Here is a 16,862-nt window from a genome sequence, read left to right on the forward strand (position 1 = left end):
AAAAGCGTCTCTGCGCATGCCAGGGCCGATAGGGCTCGGAGAGCGCGAACCTGACTTCTGGCATCTGGCCGGTTTCGTCATTCGAAAAATAGACGACGGCGCTGCCCTGCTTTGCCAGTTCGCGTTTTGTCAGGATCAGCGGCGGGCCGGTCGAACAGACATTTTTTGCGGTGGCGTCTTCGATGACGATGAGGCTGGCATAGTCACAAGCCCGTCGAGCTGCGCGAATGTTGGCTGCATGGGCGACGATGGCGCCGGAGCCATGCACGGCAATGCAAAGCCCGTCATGGCAATCGAACCCGCTGCCTGACAATTCGCCCGCTGAGGTCTCGTCATCGACCTGGCGCGGCTCGCTGCTCGCAACTTGTTCCGCCGGGATGTCATCAGGATCAATGGCAGCCGGCGCTTCCACGATCACGATGCTCCTGCGGCCGGATTTTGGCTTCAGGCTGTCGATCGGGCCGACGATCGTTTCGGTGCGCAGCGCCCGTCTCCAGTTTTCGACGGTGAATGCGTTCGGCCGTGCCCTGTTTACCGCCAGCATTTCACCGCCGATGGTTCCCCGACGAGCCGGCCGTCTTCGGAGATAAGGACGTCGGGCGTGCGGATATCCGTTAGCGTGAGCATACCGGCGAATGCAAAGGGCAGCGCCAGGGCACGCAGCCACGTCGTAGCCATGGTGATGATGACCAGCGCAATGGTCAAAAGGGCCAGCGAGTGCGACGAAATCAGGCCGACCCCGTCTATGGGAGAACGGTCCGATATCCATTTCGCGACCGTGATCATGATCGTCAGCCCCTTGCCCATCACGTAGAAGAACGGCGCGTCGAGGCCGAGCGGCATGGCGAGCGAGCCAAGCACAGCGAAGGGCATCACCAGGAACGACACGCTTGGCATGACGGCCAGGTTGGCGATGAGGCTGAGCGGCGAGACGCGCTGGAAGTGATAGACGCCGAAGGCGGTGGTGGCGATGCCGGCGATGGATGAGGTAAGCATGATGCCGCCGATCTCACCGACGACCTTGCTTGCGATGACGATCAGCAGCGGGCGCCCGGTAGCAGGTGGCGCGCGCCGGCGCTTTTGGCGGTATTCCGACCAGAGCGCGTAGCCCCCGACGAGCGCGGCGGTAGCGGCAAAGGACATCTGGAAACTCGGGCCGATCAATTCGTGTGGCGAAATCGCCACGATGACGAAGGCCGAGATCGCCAGGTTGCGCGTGGTCACCGCGCCGCGATCGAACAGCAATGCTGTGAGCATGATGCCGAGCATGAAGCAGCTGCGCTGTGCCGCCACTTGGCCACCCGAAATGAACAGATAGCTGACGATGGCGACAAGCGCCGCGACCGCCGCATATTTCTTGACCGGGTGGCGTGAGGAAAAGCCCGGAAACAGGGCGAAGATCATCCGCAGCGACCCCATCACCGTTCCGGCGACCAGCGCCATGTGAAGCCCCGAAATGGCGACGATGTGATAGATGCCGGTTCGCCGCATCGCCTCATTGATGTCGTCGGGAATGCCGGCCCGGATGCCCACCACCAGTGCTGCCGCGATCTCGCCTTCCGGTCCGCCGATAAGGCTGCGGATCCGTTCGGCAATGGTGTTACGGAGGTTTTGGACGCTGTTGAAGAGCCGTGCGCCGACCGGCAGCGGCGCAGTTTCATTGACGAGATCGGGACCGCGCATGAAAAAGCCGCTGGTGCCGATACGGGAAAAATAGCTCCTGAACGAGAAATCATAGCTGTCGGGACGAACCCGGCCGGTCGGCGGCATCAGGCGCACCGCGCCCTCGATTTCCGAACCGACGACCAGCCCCGGCGGGATTTTCCTAGCCGAAAGGCGCACGCGCTCGGGCGCATAGCGCAGCTTCGGCTTGGCGGTGGTCAGAACATCGATGGTCAGGCGCACGCGGCCATTGGCCATATGGTCGATCTCGGCAACGCGCCCCGTCAGGCGGGTTGAAATCTCACTGCCAAGCATGTTCGTTCCGGCCCGCCAGGTTTCGAACTTGGCAAGAAACATGCCCAGTATGCAAAACAGTGCCGCGAACATGAGAAGGCGCAGCGCCTGTCGGTGTGCCGGGAGAGCAGCACCGAGGCGACCACCAGCCTGCCGATGAGCGGCTGAAAACTGGGCTCTTCCGGCAGGCCGTAGTAGATGATCGTGCCGCAGCCGAACAACGCAGGCGCAAAAAGGAAGGGCGTTCCGCGGTCCAGCTCCGTGGCGAGGGCGGTCGTGGTCGCGCGAACGACCTTGGCGTAGAGGAGCGTGACGACGGCGAGCCAGGAGGTGGGCGATGGTCTGGGGCCTCGCGCGGGTTTCGTCGGCTTCGGCGGGCTTCGGGCGTCGGGCGCGGTGTGTGTTTCTCGCGGCGCAACGTCATCCGCCTCGGAGGCCAACAACTCACGTTCGCTTACCCCGCCGGAGGTTGCCCCGCGCGCCATGCAAGTCCCCCTTCCCGGGTCCGGCTTATCGCGCCACACGGCGCTTAACCGGCCCTGCCCCTTGCACCCCTGACCCTCTATGCTACATGAGCGCTACCGAATTGCCATGCGCGCCGCTTTTACGGCTGCGCCGGCTCGCTCCGTTCCATTTGGAAACACCATGTCCGACAAAGTCATTACCCGTTTCGCCCCCTCGCCCACCGGCTACCTGCATATTGGCGGCGCCCGCACGGCCCTGTTCAACTGGCTCTATGCACGCCACACGAACGGCACGATGCTGCTGCGCATCGAGGACACCGACCGCGAGCGCTCGACGGACGCTGCAACCGCCGCGATCCTCGAGGGCCTTACCTGGCTCGGCCTTACCTGGGAGGGAGAGGCGGTTTCGCAGTTCGAGCGCGCGCCGCGCCACAGCGAAGTGGCCGAGGAACTGGTGCGCATGGGCAAGGCCTATTACTGCTACGCCACGCCAGAGGAACTGAACGAGATGCGCGAAACGGCCCGCGCCGAGGGCCGCCCGCCGCGTTACGACGGGCGCTGGCGCGACCGCGATCCTTCCGAGGCGCCGGCCGGCGTAAAGCCCGCCATCCGCATCAAGGCGCCCACGGAGGGCGAGACGGTGGTGAACGACAGCGTGCAGGGCGAGGTCCGCTTCCCCAACAAGGACCTGGACGATTTCATCATCCTGCGCTCGGACGGCAACCCCACCTACATGCATGCCGTGGTTGTCGACGACCATGACATGGGCGTCACCCAGATCATCCGCGGCGACGACCACCTGACCAACGCTGCGCGCCAGACCGTGATCTACGACGCCATGGGCTGGGATGTGCCGCAGATGGCGCATATCCCGCTGATCCACGGTTCGGACGGTGCCAAGCTTTCCAAGCGGCATGGCGCGCTCGGCGTCGAAGCATACCGCGCCATGGGCTACCTGCCGGCGGCGCTGCTGAACTACCTCGCGCGCCTTGGCTGGAGCCACGGCGACGACGAAGTGATGTCGATGGACGACATGATCAGCTGGTTCGACATCGTCGACGTCAACAAGGGCGCGGCCCGCTTCGACTTCCAGAAGCTCGAGGCGTTGAACGGCATCTACATGCGCAAGATGGACGATGCCGAGCTGCTCGACATCTTCATCGCCACCTTGCCCTATCTCGAGAATGGCGCGCCGATCCTGGCCGGCCTGAACGAGAAGACCAAGGCCCAGCTGCTTGCGGCCATGCCTGGCCTCAAGGAACGTGCCAAGACGCTCGTCGAGCTCGCAGATGGCGCAGCCTTCCTGTTCGCGCAGCGCCCCCTGGCGCTGGATGAAAAGGCAGCATCGCTGGTCGGCGAAAAGCCCCGCACCGTGCTTTCCGGCGCCTTTGACGCTCTGAAGGACGTGAACGACTGGTCAGCCGCCTCCACCGAGTCCGCGATCCGGGAATTTGCGACCCGCAGCGAGCTCAAGCTGGGAGCTGTTGCGCAGCCGTTGCGCGCGGCACTTACCGGGCGCGCTACCTCTCCAGGCGTGTTCGATGTGCTTGCGGTGCTTGGCCGGGAAGAGAGCCTGGCGCGCATTTCCGATCAAATCGATTAACGCTTCTGTGGCACCATGGATAGGCATTGCAACGCGCCTGCTGCAGTGCAACATATGCGCGTTGCTGAACTTGGCACACCCCCGGAAATGCGTTAGCAAAAACCCGCATTTCAAATGCCGGATTGCCCGGCATTGCCAAAGGGTGATGCCGTTCGCCGAAGAGAGATAAAGGAAGTTTGCGATGACCGACTCGACAGCCAAGCTAGAATTTGGTGGCAAGACCCACGAATTCAAAGTACGAAGTGGCTCGGTCGGACCAGAGGTCATCGACATCGGGGCCCTCTACAAGGACACCGGGGCCTTCACCTACGACCCCGGTTTCACGTCGACGGCAAGCTGCGAGTCCGAGATCACCTACATCGATGGCGACGCCGGCGTGCTGCTGCATCGCGGCTACCCGATCGACCAGCTCGCTGAACATGGCGATTTCCTCGAAGTCTGCTACCTGCTGCTTTACGGCGAGCTGCCGACCAAGGCCCAGAAGGACGATTTTGACTATCGCGTCACGCGCCACACCATGGTGCACGAGCAGATGTCGCGCTTCTTCACCGGCTTCCGCCGCGACGCTCACCCGATGGCGGTGATGTGCGGCGTGGTCGGCGCGCTGTCGGCCTTCTATCACGACTCGACTGACATCTCCGATCCGCACCAGCGCATGGTCGCCTCGATCCGCCTGATCGCCAAGATGCCGACGATCGCGGCGATGGCCTACAAGTACCACATCGGCCAGCCCTTCGTTTACCCGAAGAACGAGCTGAACTTCGCCGCCAACTTCCTGCACATGTGCTTTGCCGTGCCGTGCGAGGAATACAAGGTCAACCCGGTGCTCGCCCGCGCCATGGAGCGCATCTTCATCCTCCATGCCGACCACGAGCAGAACGCTTCGACCTCGACCGTGCGTCTGGCCGGCTCGTCGGGCGCCAACCCGTTCGCCTGCATCGCCGCCGGCATCGCCTGCCTTTGGGGCCCGGCGCATGGCGGCGCCAATGAAGCCGCGCTCAACATGCTGGCCGAGATCGGTCATGTCGACCGCATCCCCGAGTTCATCGCCCGCGCCAAGGACAAGAACGATCCGTTCCGCCTGATGGGCTTTGGCCACCGCGTGTACAAGAACTACGACCCGCGCGCCAAGATCATGCAGAAGACCACGCATGAGGTGCTCGGCGAGCTCGGCATCAAGGACGATCCGCTGCTCGACGTTGCGATGGAACTTGAGAAGATCGCCCTTACCGACGCATATTTCATCGAAAAGAAGCTCTACCCGAACATCGACTTCTATTCGGGCATCACGCTGAAGGCGCTCGGCTTCCCCACCACCATGTTCACCGTGCTGTTCGCCGTGGCGCGCACCGTGGGCTGGATCGCGCAGTGGAAGGAAATGATCGAGGATCCGCATCAGAGGATCGGCCGTCCGCGCCAGCTCTACACCGGCTATCCGGAGCGCGACTACGTGCCGATCGCCAAGCGCTGATCGGCCAGCCACAGAAACAAGAAAGCGCCCCTCGGGGCGCTTTTTTTGTTTGGTAGCTTTATTTGACTGACGCTTTTTCGATTTCCGCGAGAACGGCCTCGGCGGCAATTTCGCCCGACGGTCGGGCCGTTGCCATGCGCCGCGCCACTTCCGCAAAGCCGTCCTTCTGCCAGGCGCGAAAGCCGGTGTCGGAAAACAGTGCTTCCAGGTGACGTGCGAGATTCTGCGGCCGCACATAGCGGTCATAGAATTCCGGCACGATGCAGCGATCGGCAATCAGGTTGGGCAGCAGCGCCGACCACACGGTGACCAGGCCTTGAACAAGGCCGGCAATGGCATCGAGCTTGTAGGCCGAGACCATCGGCACGCGGGACAGCGCCAGTTCGAGCGAAACCGTGCCTGACGCGATAAGCGCAGCATCGGCCTCGCCAAAGGCCTGCCATTTGCGGGCAGGATCCAGAATGACCTCCGGCTTGTCGTCCCAGCCGGCCACGGCAGCCGAAACAATGGGCGCCACATGCGGCACGGTGGGCAACAGAAGCCGCAGCTGGTGGCCGCGGGCGCGCAGCACCTTCGCTGTTTCACCGAATGGTTCGAGCAGCTTCTTCACCTCGCCACGCCGCGAGCCGGGCAAAAGCAGCAGCGTTTTTTGCCGTCCATTCGACAGGTCGCGAGGCTGAGCCTGCGCAGCGGCCGCGGTCAAAACGCCAGGGTCCTGCACCAGCCGATGCCCGACATAAGTGCCTGTCGGGCCGCCCAGCCGCTCAAGCTCGGCGACTTCGAAAGGAAGGATGCACAGCACCCGATCGACATACGGCCGCATGGCCTTTGCCCTGCCCGGCCGCCATGCCCAAACACTCGGGCAGACGTAGTGGACGGTCGGGGTAGCCGGGTTCAGTTTCCGCACCTTGGCGGCAACGCGCAGCGAAAAATCCGGACTGTCGATGGTGATAAGGCAATCGACTTTGGCCTCCGCGATCGCCTTGGCCGTCTCTCCGATTCTGCGAATGAGCCGTGGCAGGTCCCGCAGGATCGCCGTTATGCCCATCAACGCGATTTCCGAACCGTCGAAGAGTGGCTTCAGGCCAAGCTCTTGCAGATGACGGCCGCCAATGCCGACCAGCTGGATTTCCCGACCTGTCATCCGTTGCAAGGAGCGGACAACGTCGGCGCCCAGAAGGTCTCCCGACTCTTCACCTGCAACAATCGCGATTTTTAGCGGAGAAGTGCCACTCATTCGGGCTTACCGGCGGGCAGCCCGACAACGAAAATTCCGAGCTCGTCGGCACGCTCGACCATGCGGCCGAAATCCAGAACCAGGGAACTGCCCGCCTCAATGCCGATGCCGGCCAGACCGGCAGCATGGGCACCTTCGACGGTTGCCGGGCCGATGGTCGGCAGATCCGCTCGCTTTTCCTGCTGTGGCTTGGCGCACTTCACAAGAACCCCCCGCTTCTTGCCTGCAAGGCGGCCATGGTCACGCATATCGGCAACGCGCGCAAGCAGGCAGTCGGTTCCTTCGATGCCCTCGAGCGCAATCACGCGGCCGCCAATGGAGATCGCGCCCTGCCCGATGTCCAGCCGGCCGATCGCCAAGGCCGCCTCCAGCGCTGCATTGATATCGCGCCAATCAGCTTCCGTCGGCGTGGCGCGCGTCATCGCTCCCTTGGGGGCCAGAATGTCGGGGATGATCTCATGCGCACCCACGACCTTGAAGCCGAAGCTTTCGAGGCCGCGGACCAAAATCCTCAGCAAACCGTCATCGCCCTTGGCGAGCGCGGCAATCGCACGTGGCAATATCCTCAGCAACGCAAAGCTCGGCCGAACCGCGCGCCAATTGGGACGCCGATCAATGCCGCCGGCGAGCACGATATGCGTGACGTGGTGCCGCTTCATCACCGGCACCAGTTCGGCAAAGCTTTCCAGCGGCAAAACTTCGTGTTCGCAGGCGAGCAGAGCCGGATCGGACCCCGCCTCGCCTTCGATCAAGACCACGAATGGTGCATTTCCGGCCGCGACCAGCCGTTCAGCCACGTTTATCGGCAGTCGGCCACTGCCCGCGACTATGCCTACCCGCGCTCCGGGGGAAAGCCTTATCGGAAGCTTGGTCTCAGTCCAGGTCGTCGGCGTCGTCATCGACGGCACCCTTCAGCGGCGGCACGACAAAGTGGCGTTTGCCGCGATGGCTGAGAAAATCGATGATCCGCATCGCTTCTTCGGAATTACCGAATTCTGCGCGGGCGATTTCGAGGTTCTCGCCGAGCGGGCGAGATCTGTCAAAGATCGTGAGATATGCGCGGCGCAGGTTCAGAATACCTGCCTTCGGCATGCCGGACCGACGCAAGCCCACGACATTGAGGCCACGAAGCTTGGCTCGGTTGCCCACCGCGATGCCATAGGGAATGACATCGCCCGTGATCATCGAACCGCCGGCCAGGAACGCATTGCGGCCGACACGAACGAATTGGTGAACCGCGCTCAAGCCGCCGATGATGACATTGTCGCCTATCTCGCAATGGCCGGCGAGCGCAACGTCGTTGGTGAAGGTGACGTTGTTGCCGAGAACGCAGTCATGCGCGATGTGGCAATAGGCAAGGATATTGCAGTTGTCGCCGACGATCGTGGCACCGCGCGCATTGTCCGTGCCGACATTCATGGTCACGAACTCGCGGATCGTGCAATTCTTGCCGACGGTCAGCGTGGTGCGGCCACCCTTGTGGGCATTGTTCTGCGGCGCGCCACCCAGCACGGCCTGCGGGTGGATGGTGCATCCGTCTCCAATGGTCGTGGCGCCGATGATGGTGACATGGCTGATCAGCTTGACGCCATTGCCGATCACCACGTCGGAACCGATGTAGCTGAATGGCCCAATATAGGTGCCGGCGCCGACCTGCGCCCCCGCTTCGACTACGGCTGACGGATGGATGAAAGTTTCAGTTTGCATGTATTCTCGCTGGTCAGTCGGTAGGCGGCGACATCATCGCGGAAATTTCCGCTTCCGCTGCCTTTGCGCCGCCGACCATCGCTTCGCAAGCGAAACGCCAAATATTGCCGCGTTTTTTCAGCTTTTTCACATGGATGTGAAGCTGGTCGCCCGGAACGACCGGGCGTCTAAACTTTGCGTTATCGATGGTCATGAAATAGACCAGCGACGGCTTTTCGCCCGCCTGGCTCTTGATGCAGATGGCACCGGCTGTCTGGGCCATGGCCTCGACAATGAGTACGCCCGGCATGACCGGAAAGTCCGGGAAATGGCCCTGGAAATGCGGCTCGTTGACGGTGACGTTCTTGATGCCGATGGCGGAGTTGTCGGCGTCGATGTCAATGATCCTGTCGACCAGAAGCAGCGGATAACGATGCGGCAGAAGCTTCATCAGACCGATGATGTCAACGGCCTCAAGTGTCGTCGTTACGGCGTTGTCAGCCATGCTGTCTCACCCCTTCTTGGGCTTCGAAGATAGTTTGCGGATGGCGGCAACGTCGCGCATGAACTCCATCATCGGGCGTGCGGGCAGGCCTGCCCACACCTCGCCCGCCGGAACGTCGTTCATGAAGCCGCTCGCGGCAGCAAGCCTTGCGCCGCTGCCTACGGTCAGATGATCGGCAAGGCCCACGCGACCGCCCATCATCACATAGTCGCCAATGGTGACAGAACCCGAGATGCCGCAGTGGCCGGCAATGACGCAACCGCGGCCGATACGAACGTTGTGCGCGATCTGCACCAGATTGTCGATCTTGGTGCTCTCGCCGATGATCGTGTCCGCCATGGCGCCGCGATCCACGGTCGTGTTCGCGCCAATCTCGACATTGTCCTGTATGATCACGCGGCCAATCTGGGGAATGCGCTCAGGCCCGCTCCGACCGGCGACGAATCCAAACCCTTCGCGGCCGATGCTGGCACCGTTGTGGATCACGACCTTGTTGCCGATCAGCGCACACTGCACAGTGGAATTGGGGCCGATGAAACAGTCCCTGCCGATCTGGGTGGATAGACCGATGACTGCATTCGGCGCCACGATCGTTCCGCTGCCGATCGCCACATGGGCGCCGATCACGGCACCGGGCTCGACTGTTACTCCGGGCTCAAGCTTGGCTGTAGGATGGATATGCGCGCTGGGCGAAATACCCGTTTCCCCCGTCAAGGAGCGCGGGGATGCGGCGGCAGGAAACAACAGGCGTCCAATCTGAGCGAACGCTGCCTGCGGCTGCGGCGTCACCAGAACGGCAATGCCTGCCGGCACGAGATCGACGACATCGGCCGTACAAAGGATAGCGACGGCGCGCAGCTCGCCAAGCGTGCCCGCGTTGCGCTTGCCATCGACAAACACAAGAGCCCCCTCACCACCCTCGCTCACCGGAGCGATCGTGGATACGGCGGCTTGCGCGAGACGCGAATCGGCCAGCTCCGCGCCGGTCAGGTTCGCGATCTCAAGCGCCGTATATCGGCGCGACCGCACGAAGAAAACCGGATCGGACATATTAACCTTCTCTTCCGGGCCCCTGTTGGCCCGGAAGCCCACCCGCCTCTATATCAGAAGCGGGTCGAAATACCGAAGTTGAAGTTCTGCACGATGTCGTCCTTCTGCTTGAGGACGGGTATCGCGTAGTCGACGCGCAGCGGACCGAACGGCGACGCCCAGATCAGGCCAGCGCCGACCGAAGCGCGCCACTGCGCGCTGGTACCAGCGATTTCCGTGCCCTTGAGGCTATTGCCGTAGAGCGTGGCCGCATCTGCGAACACCGCACCGCGCAGACCGAAGCTCTCCGGAACAACCGGCAGCGGGAACTGAGTTTCAAGCGAAGCATTCCAATAGGTGCTGCCGCCCAGATGATCGCCAGTTTTGGGATCGAACGGACCGATTCCGCCATATTCGAAGCCGCGAACCATACGATCCGTGCCCTGGAAGTAATCGAAAATGCGGAGGTTATTTTCTGAACCATAGCCGGTGATATAGCCACCACCAACCGTAGCGAGACCGACGATATCCATCTCCTCAGAGAGGGTCTGGTAGTAGGTGCTGCGCCCGGTGAGCTTGACGAATCTGGCGTCACCACCAAGACCGGCGACTTCCGTCGTGAACCCTGCATAGAGACCCGAATGCGGGTTCTTCATGTCATCGATCGTATTGTAGAGCAACGAGGCCGAAACGGACGACTTGTTCCAGGGGCTCTCCGCAATACCCTGAAGAATAGCCGGAGAAATATTGCAATTGGGTGCAGTCGGATCCAACTGGCCGTTCACGACACAATTGTCGTTGCGGAGCTTATACTTCTCCTGCGTGAAGTTGTAGGCCAACTGCGTCGACAGCGCCTCGGTGATGGGCAGGCCGAAGCGAACAGTCGCGCCGTTCAACTCGCTCTCATAATTCGTATACGTACGGGTCTGGCGATAGATATCGAAGCCCGCAGCAATACGACGACCGAGGAAGTAAGGCTCAGTGAAGGACAGACCGAAGTCGCGCGACTTCCGACCGCCGCCAGCCGAGAAGCGAATGTACTGACCACGACCGAGGAAGTTGCGCTCGGTGATCGAGCCTTCGATCGACGGGCCTGGCGTCTCGCCGCCGGTCGTGTAACCAGCACCGATGGAGAATTCACCGGTCGACTTCTCGACGACATCGACTACCAAGACAACCTGGTCGGGCTCACTGCCCGGCACGGTCGAGATCTGAACGCTCTCAAAGAAATTAAGGCCTTCGAGGCGCTTCTTCGCGCGCTGGATAAGGACCTGATTGAAGGCGTCGCCTTCGCTCACGTCGAATTCGCGACGGATGACATAGTCACGCGTACGATCGTTGCCGCGGATTTCGATGCGCTCGACATAGGTCTTCGCACCCTGGTCCACCGTGTAGGCGACCGAAATCGTGTGATTCTCGAAGTTGCGATCACCGCGCGGGTTGACCTGCGCGAAGGCATAGCCCTTGCCGGCAACTTCTTCCGTCAGGGCGATGATCGAATCTTCGACGTTCTTGGCGCTATAGACGGCGCCCGGCCTGGTCTTCAGTTGAGCCTGAAGGGCTGCGGTGTCGAGTTCCGGAATGGAGCTTTCGACCGTGACGTCACCGAAATTATAGCGGTCGCCTTCTTCCACCACGATGGTGACGGTGTAGGTGTTGGACGCCGCGTCCAATTCACCGCCAGCGGACACCACGCGGAAATCGGCGTAGCCATGATTGTAGTAGAAGCGGCGCAGCGCCTCCTCGTCGGCGCGCAGGCGCTCCTGATCATAGATGTCGTCGCGCATCAGGAACGACAGGATCGTCGACTTCTTGGTCGAAATGATATCCGCCAGGCGACCCGAGCTGAAGGCATGATTGCCGACGAAATTTATCGCCGCAATCTTGGTGCGATCACCTTCGTTGATCTCGTAGACGACGTTGACGCGGTTTTCGCCCAAGTCGACGGTGCGCGCATTGACGACTGCGTCGTTGCGACCGATTCGGCGATAGGCTTCGCGAATGGCCTCGGCGTCCGACTCCATCGAGGCCGCCGAATAGGCGCCGCGCGGCTGGAGCTGAACCGTACCGGACAGCTGCGCGTCCTTGATCTTCTTGTTGCCCTGGAACAGGACCTGATTGACGACCTTGAGCTCGGAGACCTGCACGACCAGGGTTGAACCGACCTGCTTGATGCTAACGTCCGAGAACAGGCCGGTTGCGAAAAGCCGCTTCACGGCCTCATCGATGTCGGCGTTGGAGAACGATTTGCCCGGCTTGGCGGCAACATAGTCGCGAATCGTCTGTGCCTCGATGCGCTGGTTACCGCGCACATCGATGCTGTTGACGACGGCTGCCGAGGCGGCCGAAACGGCGGCCAGCTGCGCAACCACGGCCCCCGGCACAACCAGAGACGCGGACAGTGCCACCGCAGACGCGGCGCTTAGAAAACTGGATGCTGCCTTCATCGGGCTATATTACCTTTTCTCGTAGTCCCCACGGCGAGAAAACCGGACGTGCGGTGAATTTCCCTTACCGTATTAACCGGATTTTCCCTACACGCAAGGCTTCTGGTTAATTTGCGTTTACTCAGCGCCGACGCGTGACTTTCGCGTCACGCATATCGCCACTCATGGTAAACGACCCCTCAATTAACCTCCGCGCAGGGCAAATTTCTTCATAATTTCAGCACCCGAACAGGTCGTTCCAGAACACGAACACCATGAATCCCAGAACGGCCAACATGCCGATTCGGTAGAAAATCTCCATCGTCCGCTCAGACACCGGTCGGCGGTTGACGGCTTCTATCCCATAGAAAAGCAAATGGCCGCCGTCCAGAGGTGGAATCGGCAAAAGGTTGAGAAAACCGATTCCTACGGAGAGAAGCGCAACCAGTTGCACAAGCCACTCGAAGCCGAGCTTGGCGGCCCGACCAGCCATGTCGGCGATCTTGACGGGGCCGCCGAGCTGGCACTTGTCCTCGCGACCGGCCGCGAAACGCTGGAAGAACTGTCCGGTACGGGCAATGATGTTGCCCGTCTCGCGCACGGCCTCCACGAACGCACCCGCGGGGCTGTAGCTGACCACGCGGGGATGGCCAAGTTGCTCGTCGTTAATGACGCCGATCACTCCGACCTTGAGCTTGTTCCCCAGCGCATCGGTCTGCTCCATCGGCTCCGGCGTAGCGGCCAGCGTGATGTCCTTGCCGTCACGCTGCAACACGAAATTGAGCTTGTCGCCCGCGCGGCCCGAGACCAGGCGCTGGACATCGGAAAAGGTCGAGACCTTCTCGCCGTCGACGCTGACGAAGCGATCCCCGGGCTGGAAGCCTGCCACCGCAGCCGGACTGCCGGGCCGAATCTCGGCGACCATCGGCTCGGAGACGAACCGCCCGTACATAGTGAACACCACGGTGAAGACGGCGATGGTCAGCAGGAAATTGAACAGCGGGCCGGCAACCACCGTCGCCGCGCGTTTCCATACCGGTTGCGTGTGGAAGGCCACCTTGCGCTCCTCGTCGGAGAGCTGTTCGGTTTCCTGCGCATCCGGCGTGCTGGTGACGTTCATGTCGCCGACGAATTTGACGTAGCCGCCCAGAGGAATCGCTGAGAGCTTCCAGCGCGTGCCATGACGATCGGTGAACCCGAAGAGTTCGGGACCGAACCCGATGGAGAATGCCTTGACCCCGATGCCGCACCAGCGGCCGACGAGGTAATGGCCCATTTCGTGAACGAAGACGACCACGGTCAGCACGAAGAGGAACGGGATGATAGTGCCTACGAGCAGACTGTCCGTGCCGAACATCGCAGGAAGTATCTGGCTCAAGGTCATGCCCCCAAATGATAATTGATTTCGCTAGGCCCCGCGCAGGCAGTGTCACTCCAAAGCGGCGAATCCAAGGCGCGACGTCTACTTCAGCGTGCAGAACGCGTTCTGCCTAGAGAGGAAACAGACCGCTCGCCGGATTTTCGGCGCCGCCGAAAGCCGTACCGATGACGTATAGTGCCAGGGCCGCAACGACAAGCCCGTCGACTCGATCCATGACGCCACCGTGACCAGGAATCAGGTGGCTGGAATCTTTCACCCCATGCCGGCGCTTGACCCACGATTCGAATAGGTCGCCGATCTGGGACACGACGGACAGGAACAGCACCACCGGAACCATGAGCCCCAGATGGGGGCTGCCGGCCAGGACTGCAACTGCTAGTCCCGCAATGAGACCCCCGATTGTCCCGCCGATCGCGCCGCTCCAGGTCTTTCCGGGCGAGATTGCAGGTGCAAGTTTCGGGCCGCCGATGGCGCGGCCAACGAAGTAGGCCAGGATGTCCGTCGCCCAGACGACGGCGAACAGGAACAGGATCGCAACCAGACCCGACTTGTCGGCCCCTCGCAGGAGCGCCAGCGAGACGCCCGAGAGGCCCGCATAGGCAAGGCCCGCAGTGTTCCAGCTTCCCTGCTTGCCGATCGCCGCAACGATCGCGGAAACGACGACAGCGGCAGCGAGAGCGAGCAAGACGGTGGCTGCCGGAAATCCGGCGACCAAAAGCAGCAGAACCAGGGTTAGCAGGCCCGCCGCAAGCCATTGGTAGGGCGCGTTGGCCGCGCTCCGCGACATGGCGCTCCACTCATAGAACATGGCGAGCCCGATGGCGGCCGACAGCAGGCGGAAATATGGGCCGCCGAGCCATGTCAGGCCAAGCACGATTACCGCCAGGACGATTGCAGAAATCACCCGCTGCTGGAGATTGCTCATGCCGCTCAAGACGCGACGCCTCGTGCCGCAAGGCCTCCGAAGCGGCGTTCGCGCGCGGCAAACTGCTCAAGCGCTTCGGCCAGATGTTCGCTGGTGAAATCGGGCCAGTAGCAAGGCATGAATACGAACTCGCTATAGGCCGCCTGCCAGAGCAGGAAGTTTGACAGGCGCATCTCGCCGCTGGTGCGGATGACGAGATCCGGGTCGGGAATGTCGCTGGTGTCCAGGGCCGCGGCAAAAGTTTCCGCGCTGATCTCGTTCGGAGCGATCTGGCCCGCCACGGCCTGCTCGGCGATCTTTCGCACGGCGCGGACGATCTCGTCGCGGCTGCCGTAGTTGAAAGCGATGACGAGATTGATGGCAACGTTGCCTGCCGTCAGCGTCTCCGCTTCATCGAGCAACGCCGCAATGTCCGGCTTCAGGCCGACGCGATCGCCGACGATCCGCACGCGCACGCCGTTCTGGTGAAGTTCGGCAAGGTCACGCCGAATGAAAAGCTTGAGAAGCCCCATGAGGTCGCTGACCTCGGACTTCGGCCGCGACCAGTTCTCTGAGGAAAACGCGTAGACCGTGAGCCAGCGGATGCCTTGAGCGGAGGCGGCACGCACCGTCTTGCGAAGTGCCTCGACCCCGGCCTTATGGCCAGCCAAGCGCGGCAGGCCGCGGGCTTTCGCCCAACGGCCATTTCCATCCATGATGATCGCGACATGCGCGGGGGGTGTCATGATCTCGCCTTCGGGTCGCCGGCCAGACAACCTCAAACCTGCATGATCTCGGCTTCTTTTCCGCTCAGCAGGCTGTCGATCGTGGTGATCGTTTCGTCGGTGAGCTTCTGGACCCTTTCGGACTGAACGCGCGAATCGTCTTCGCTGATGTCGCCGTCCTTCTGAGCCTTCTTCAGATGATCCATGCCGTCGCGGCGAACGTGACGCGCGGCCACGCGCGCATTCTCCGCATAGGTGTGGGCGATCTTGACCAGTTCCTTGCGGCGCTGCTCGTTGAGCTCGGGCAGCGGAATGCGCAGCGTGGTGCCGTCCACGATCGGATTGAAGCCCAGGTTCGACTCGCGAATCGCGCGGTCGACGGCACCGACCATCGACTTGTCCCACACGCTGACGGAGATCATGCGCGGTTCAGGGACCGAGATCGTAGCCACCTGCGCAATCGGCATGGCCGAGCCATAGGCCTGGACATGGATGGGATCGAGAAGGTTGCTGGACGCACGGCCGGTCCTCAGCGATGCCAGATCGTGCTTGAAGGCGTTGACCGCGCCTTCCATGCGCCGCTGAATGTCGTTGAAATCTGCGCCGTTGCTCATTTCTTCTTCTCCTTGACCTTCAGCTCTTCAGGCCAGTCTTTGCGGTTCATGCGTCGGAGACGACCGTGCAGTGGCCGTCGCCCCTGAGTATTTCGCCGAAACCGCCTTTTTCATGTATCGAATAGACGATTATCGGAATGTTGTTTTCGCGCGCAAGCGCAATCGCTGCCGTATCCATGATCGAGAGGCCTTTGGCGATGACCTCGGCATGGGTAATGCGCTCGAAGCGCGTCGCGGTGGGGTCTTTCTTGGGGTCGGCCGAATAGACGCCGTCCACCTGCGTACCCTTGAACAGCGCATCGGCGCCGATTTCGGCGGCACGAAGGGCCGCAGCCGAATCGGTGGTGAAGAACGGGTTGCCCGTGCCGCCGGCAAAGATCACGACCTTGCCCTCGTTCATGTAGGCGGTTGCCTGGCGCTGGGAAAAGCTCTCGCAGAGTTCCGGCATGGCGATGGCCGAAAGCACCACGGCATCGACGCCGAGCTTGACCAGCGAGGTGCGCAGCGCCAGCGAGTTGATGACGGTCGCCAGCATGCCCATGTGGTCGCCGGTGACCCGGTCACCGCCCTTGGAGGCGACGGCCACGCCGCGGAAGATATTGCCGCCGCCGATGACCACGCCCACCTCGACGCCAAGCGACCTCGCCTCAGCAATGTCGGACGCGATGCGATCGACCACGGAGACGTCGATGCCAAAATGCTGATCACCCATCAGCGCCTCGCCCGACGCCTTCAACAATACACGCCGGTATAGGGGTTTGGCCGCCATCTCGTCCTCTTTTGGATCTGTTTTTGTGTGTGCACCTTGAATGAGGGCGAATGTCCGCCTGCGGGCAATCGATCCCCGATGCACGTTTTTGC

General features: G+C 62.0%; 14 protein-coding genes and 1 pseudogene. 2 read left to right on the forward strand and 13 right to left on the reverse strand.

What is annotated here, in order from left to right; translation table 11 throughout:
• Both M2281_RS00005 and M2281_RS00010 read right to left on the reverse strand, forming a co-directional pair.
• Positions 1–418: pseudogene (locus M2281_RS00005) on the reverse strand (ComEC/Rec2 family competence protein); the annotation flags it as partial.
• 113 nt (positions 419–531) lie between these two features.
• Entirely contained in the window at positions 532–2,019 is a 1,488-nt protein-coding gene (locus M2281_RS00010; protein ID WP_280819054.1) for a ComEC/Rec2 family competence protein, read from the reverse strand.
• Positions 2,020–2,601: 582 nt separating this feature from the next.
• Here M2281_RS00010 and gltX point away from each other — a divergent pair.
• Both gltX and gltA read left to right on the forward strand, forming a co-directional pair.
• Entirely contained in the window at positions 2,602–4,023 is a 1,422-nt protein-coding gene (gltX, locus tag M2281_RS00015; RefSeq protein ID WP_280819055.1) for a glutamate--tRNA ligase, read from the forward strand.
• Between the two features lie 181 nt (positions 4,024–4,204).
• Positions 4,205–5,494, forward strand: coding sequence for a citrate synthase (gltA, locus tag M2281_RS00020; protein ID WP_280819056.1), 1,290 nt, complete (start codon positions 4,205–4,207; stop codon positions 5,492–5,494).
• Between the two features lie 58 nt (positions 5,495–5,552).
• On the opposite strand, the gene lpxB is transcribed toward gltA, so the two are convergent.
• The 11 genes from lpxB to pyrH all read right to left on the reverse strand — a co-directional run bounded on the left by lpxB (position 5,553) and on the right by pyrH (position 16,770).
• Positions 5,553–6,731 (reverse strand): lipid-A-disaccharide synthase, encoded by a 1,179-nt coding sequence (lpxB, locus tag M2281_RS00025; protein WP_280819057.1) that lies wholly within the window; start codon positions 6,729–6,731, stop codon positions 5,553–5,555.
• On the reverse strand, positions 6,728–7,630 hold the full coding sequence (locus M2281_RS00030; RefSeq protein WP_280819059.1) for an LpxI family protein: 903 nt from the start codon (positions 7,628–7,630) through the stop codon (positions 6,728–6,730). The genes lpxB and M2281_RS00030 overlap by 4 nt, the downstream gene beginning before the upstream one ends.
• On the reverse strand, positions 7,605–8,438 hold the full coding sequence (gene lpxA / locus M2281_RS00035; RefSeq protein ID WP_280819060.1) for an acyl-ACP--UDP-N-acetylglucosamine O-acyltransferase: 834 nt from the start codon (positions 8,436–8,438) through the stop codon (positions 7,605–7,607). The genes M2281_RS00030 and lpxA overlap by 26 nt, the downstream gene beginning before the upstream one ends.
• Before the next feature lie 13 nt (positions 8,439–8,451).
• A complete protein-coding gene (gene fabZ, locus M2281_RS00040) occupies positions 8,452–8,922 on the reverse strand; it encodes a 3-hydroxyacyl-ACP dehydratase FabZ (protein WP_280819061.1) in 471 nt (156 codons plus the stop codon).
• A gap of 6 nt (positions 8,923–8,928) precedes the next feature.
• The gene (gene lpxD / locus M2281_RS00045) at positions 8,929–9,972 is read right to left on the reverse strand and encodes a UDP-3-O-(3-hydroxymyristoyl)glucosamine N-acyltransferase (RefSeq protein ID WP_280819062.1); all 1,044 of its coding nucleotides are present in this window, start codon (positions 9,970–9,972) and stop codon (positions 8,929–8,931) included.
• A 53-nt stretch (positions 9,973–10,025) separates the two neighbouring features.
• Positions 10,026–12,398, reverse strand: a complete 2,373-nt coding sequence (gene bamA / locus M2281_RS00050; protein WP_280819063.1) for an outer membrane protein assembly factor BamA — start codon at positions 12,396–12,398, stop codon at positions 10,026–10,028.
• Positions 12,399–12,615: 217 nt separating this feature from the next.
• The gene (rseP, locus tag M2281_RS00055; RefSeq protein ID WP_425537648.1) at positions 12,616–13,755 is read right to left on the reverse strand and encodes an RIP metalloprotease RseP; all 1,140 of its coding nucleotides are present in this window, start codon (positions 13,753–13,755) and stop codon (positions 12,616–12,618) included.
• Positions 13,756–13,867: 112 nt separating this feature from the next.
• Positions 13,868–14,683: a phosphatidate cytidylyltransferase gene (locus M2281_RS00060; protein WP_280819065.1), complete on the reverse strand. Its 816-nt coding sequence runs from the start codon at positions 14,681–14,683 to the stop codon at positions 13,868–13,870.
• A 5-nt stretch (positions 14,684–14,688) separates the two neighbouring features.
• On the reverse strand, positions 14,689–15,408 hold the full coding sequence (locus M2281_RS00065; protein WP_280819066.1) for an isoprenyl transferase: 720 nt from the start codon (positions 15,406–15,408) through the stop codon (positions 14,689–14,691).
• A 32-nt stretch (positions 15,409–15,440) separates the two neighbouring features.
• Positions 15,441–16,001 (reverse strand): ribosome recycling factor, encoded by a 561-nt coding sequence (frr, locus tag M2281_RS00070; RefSeq protein ID WP_280819067.1) that lies wholly within the window; start codon positions 15,999–16,001, stop codon positions 15,441–15,443.
• A gap of 46 nt (positions 16,002–16,047) precedes the next feature.
• A complete protein-coding gene (pyrH, locus tag M2281_RS00075) occupies positions 16,048–16,770 on the reverse strand; it encodes a UMP kinase (RefSeq protein WP_280819068.1) in 723 nt (240 codons plus the stop codon).
• Positions 16,771–16,862 lie beyond the last annotated feature (92 nt).

The sequence above is a fragment of the Pseudaminobacter soli (ex Li et al. 2025) genome (genome assembly GCF_029892515.1).
GTDB lineage: Bacteria > Pseudomonadota > Alphaproteobacteria > Rhizobiales > Rhizobiaceae > Pseudaminobacter > Pseudaminobacter soli_A.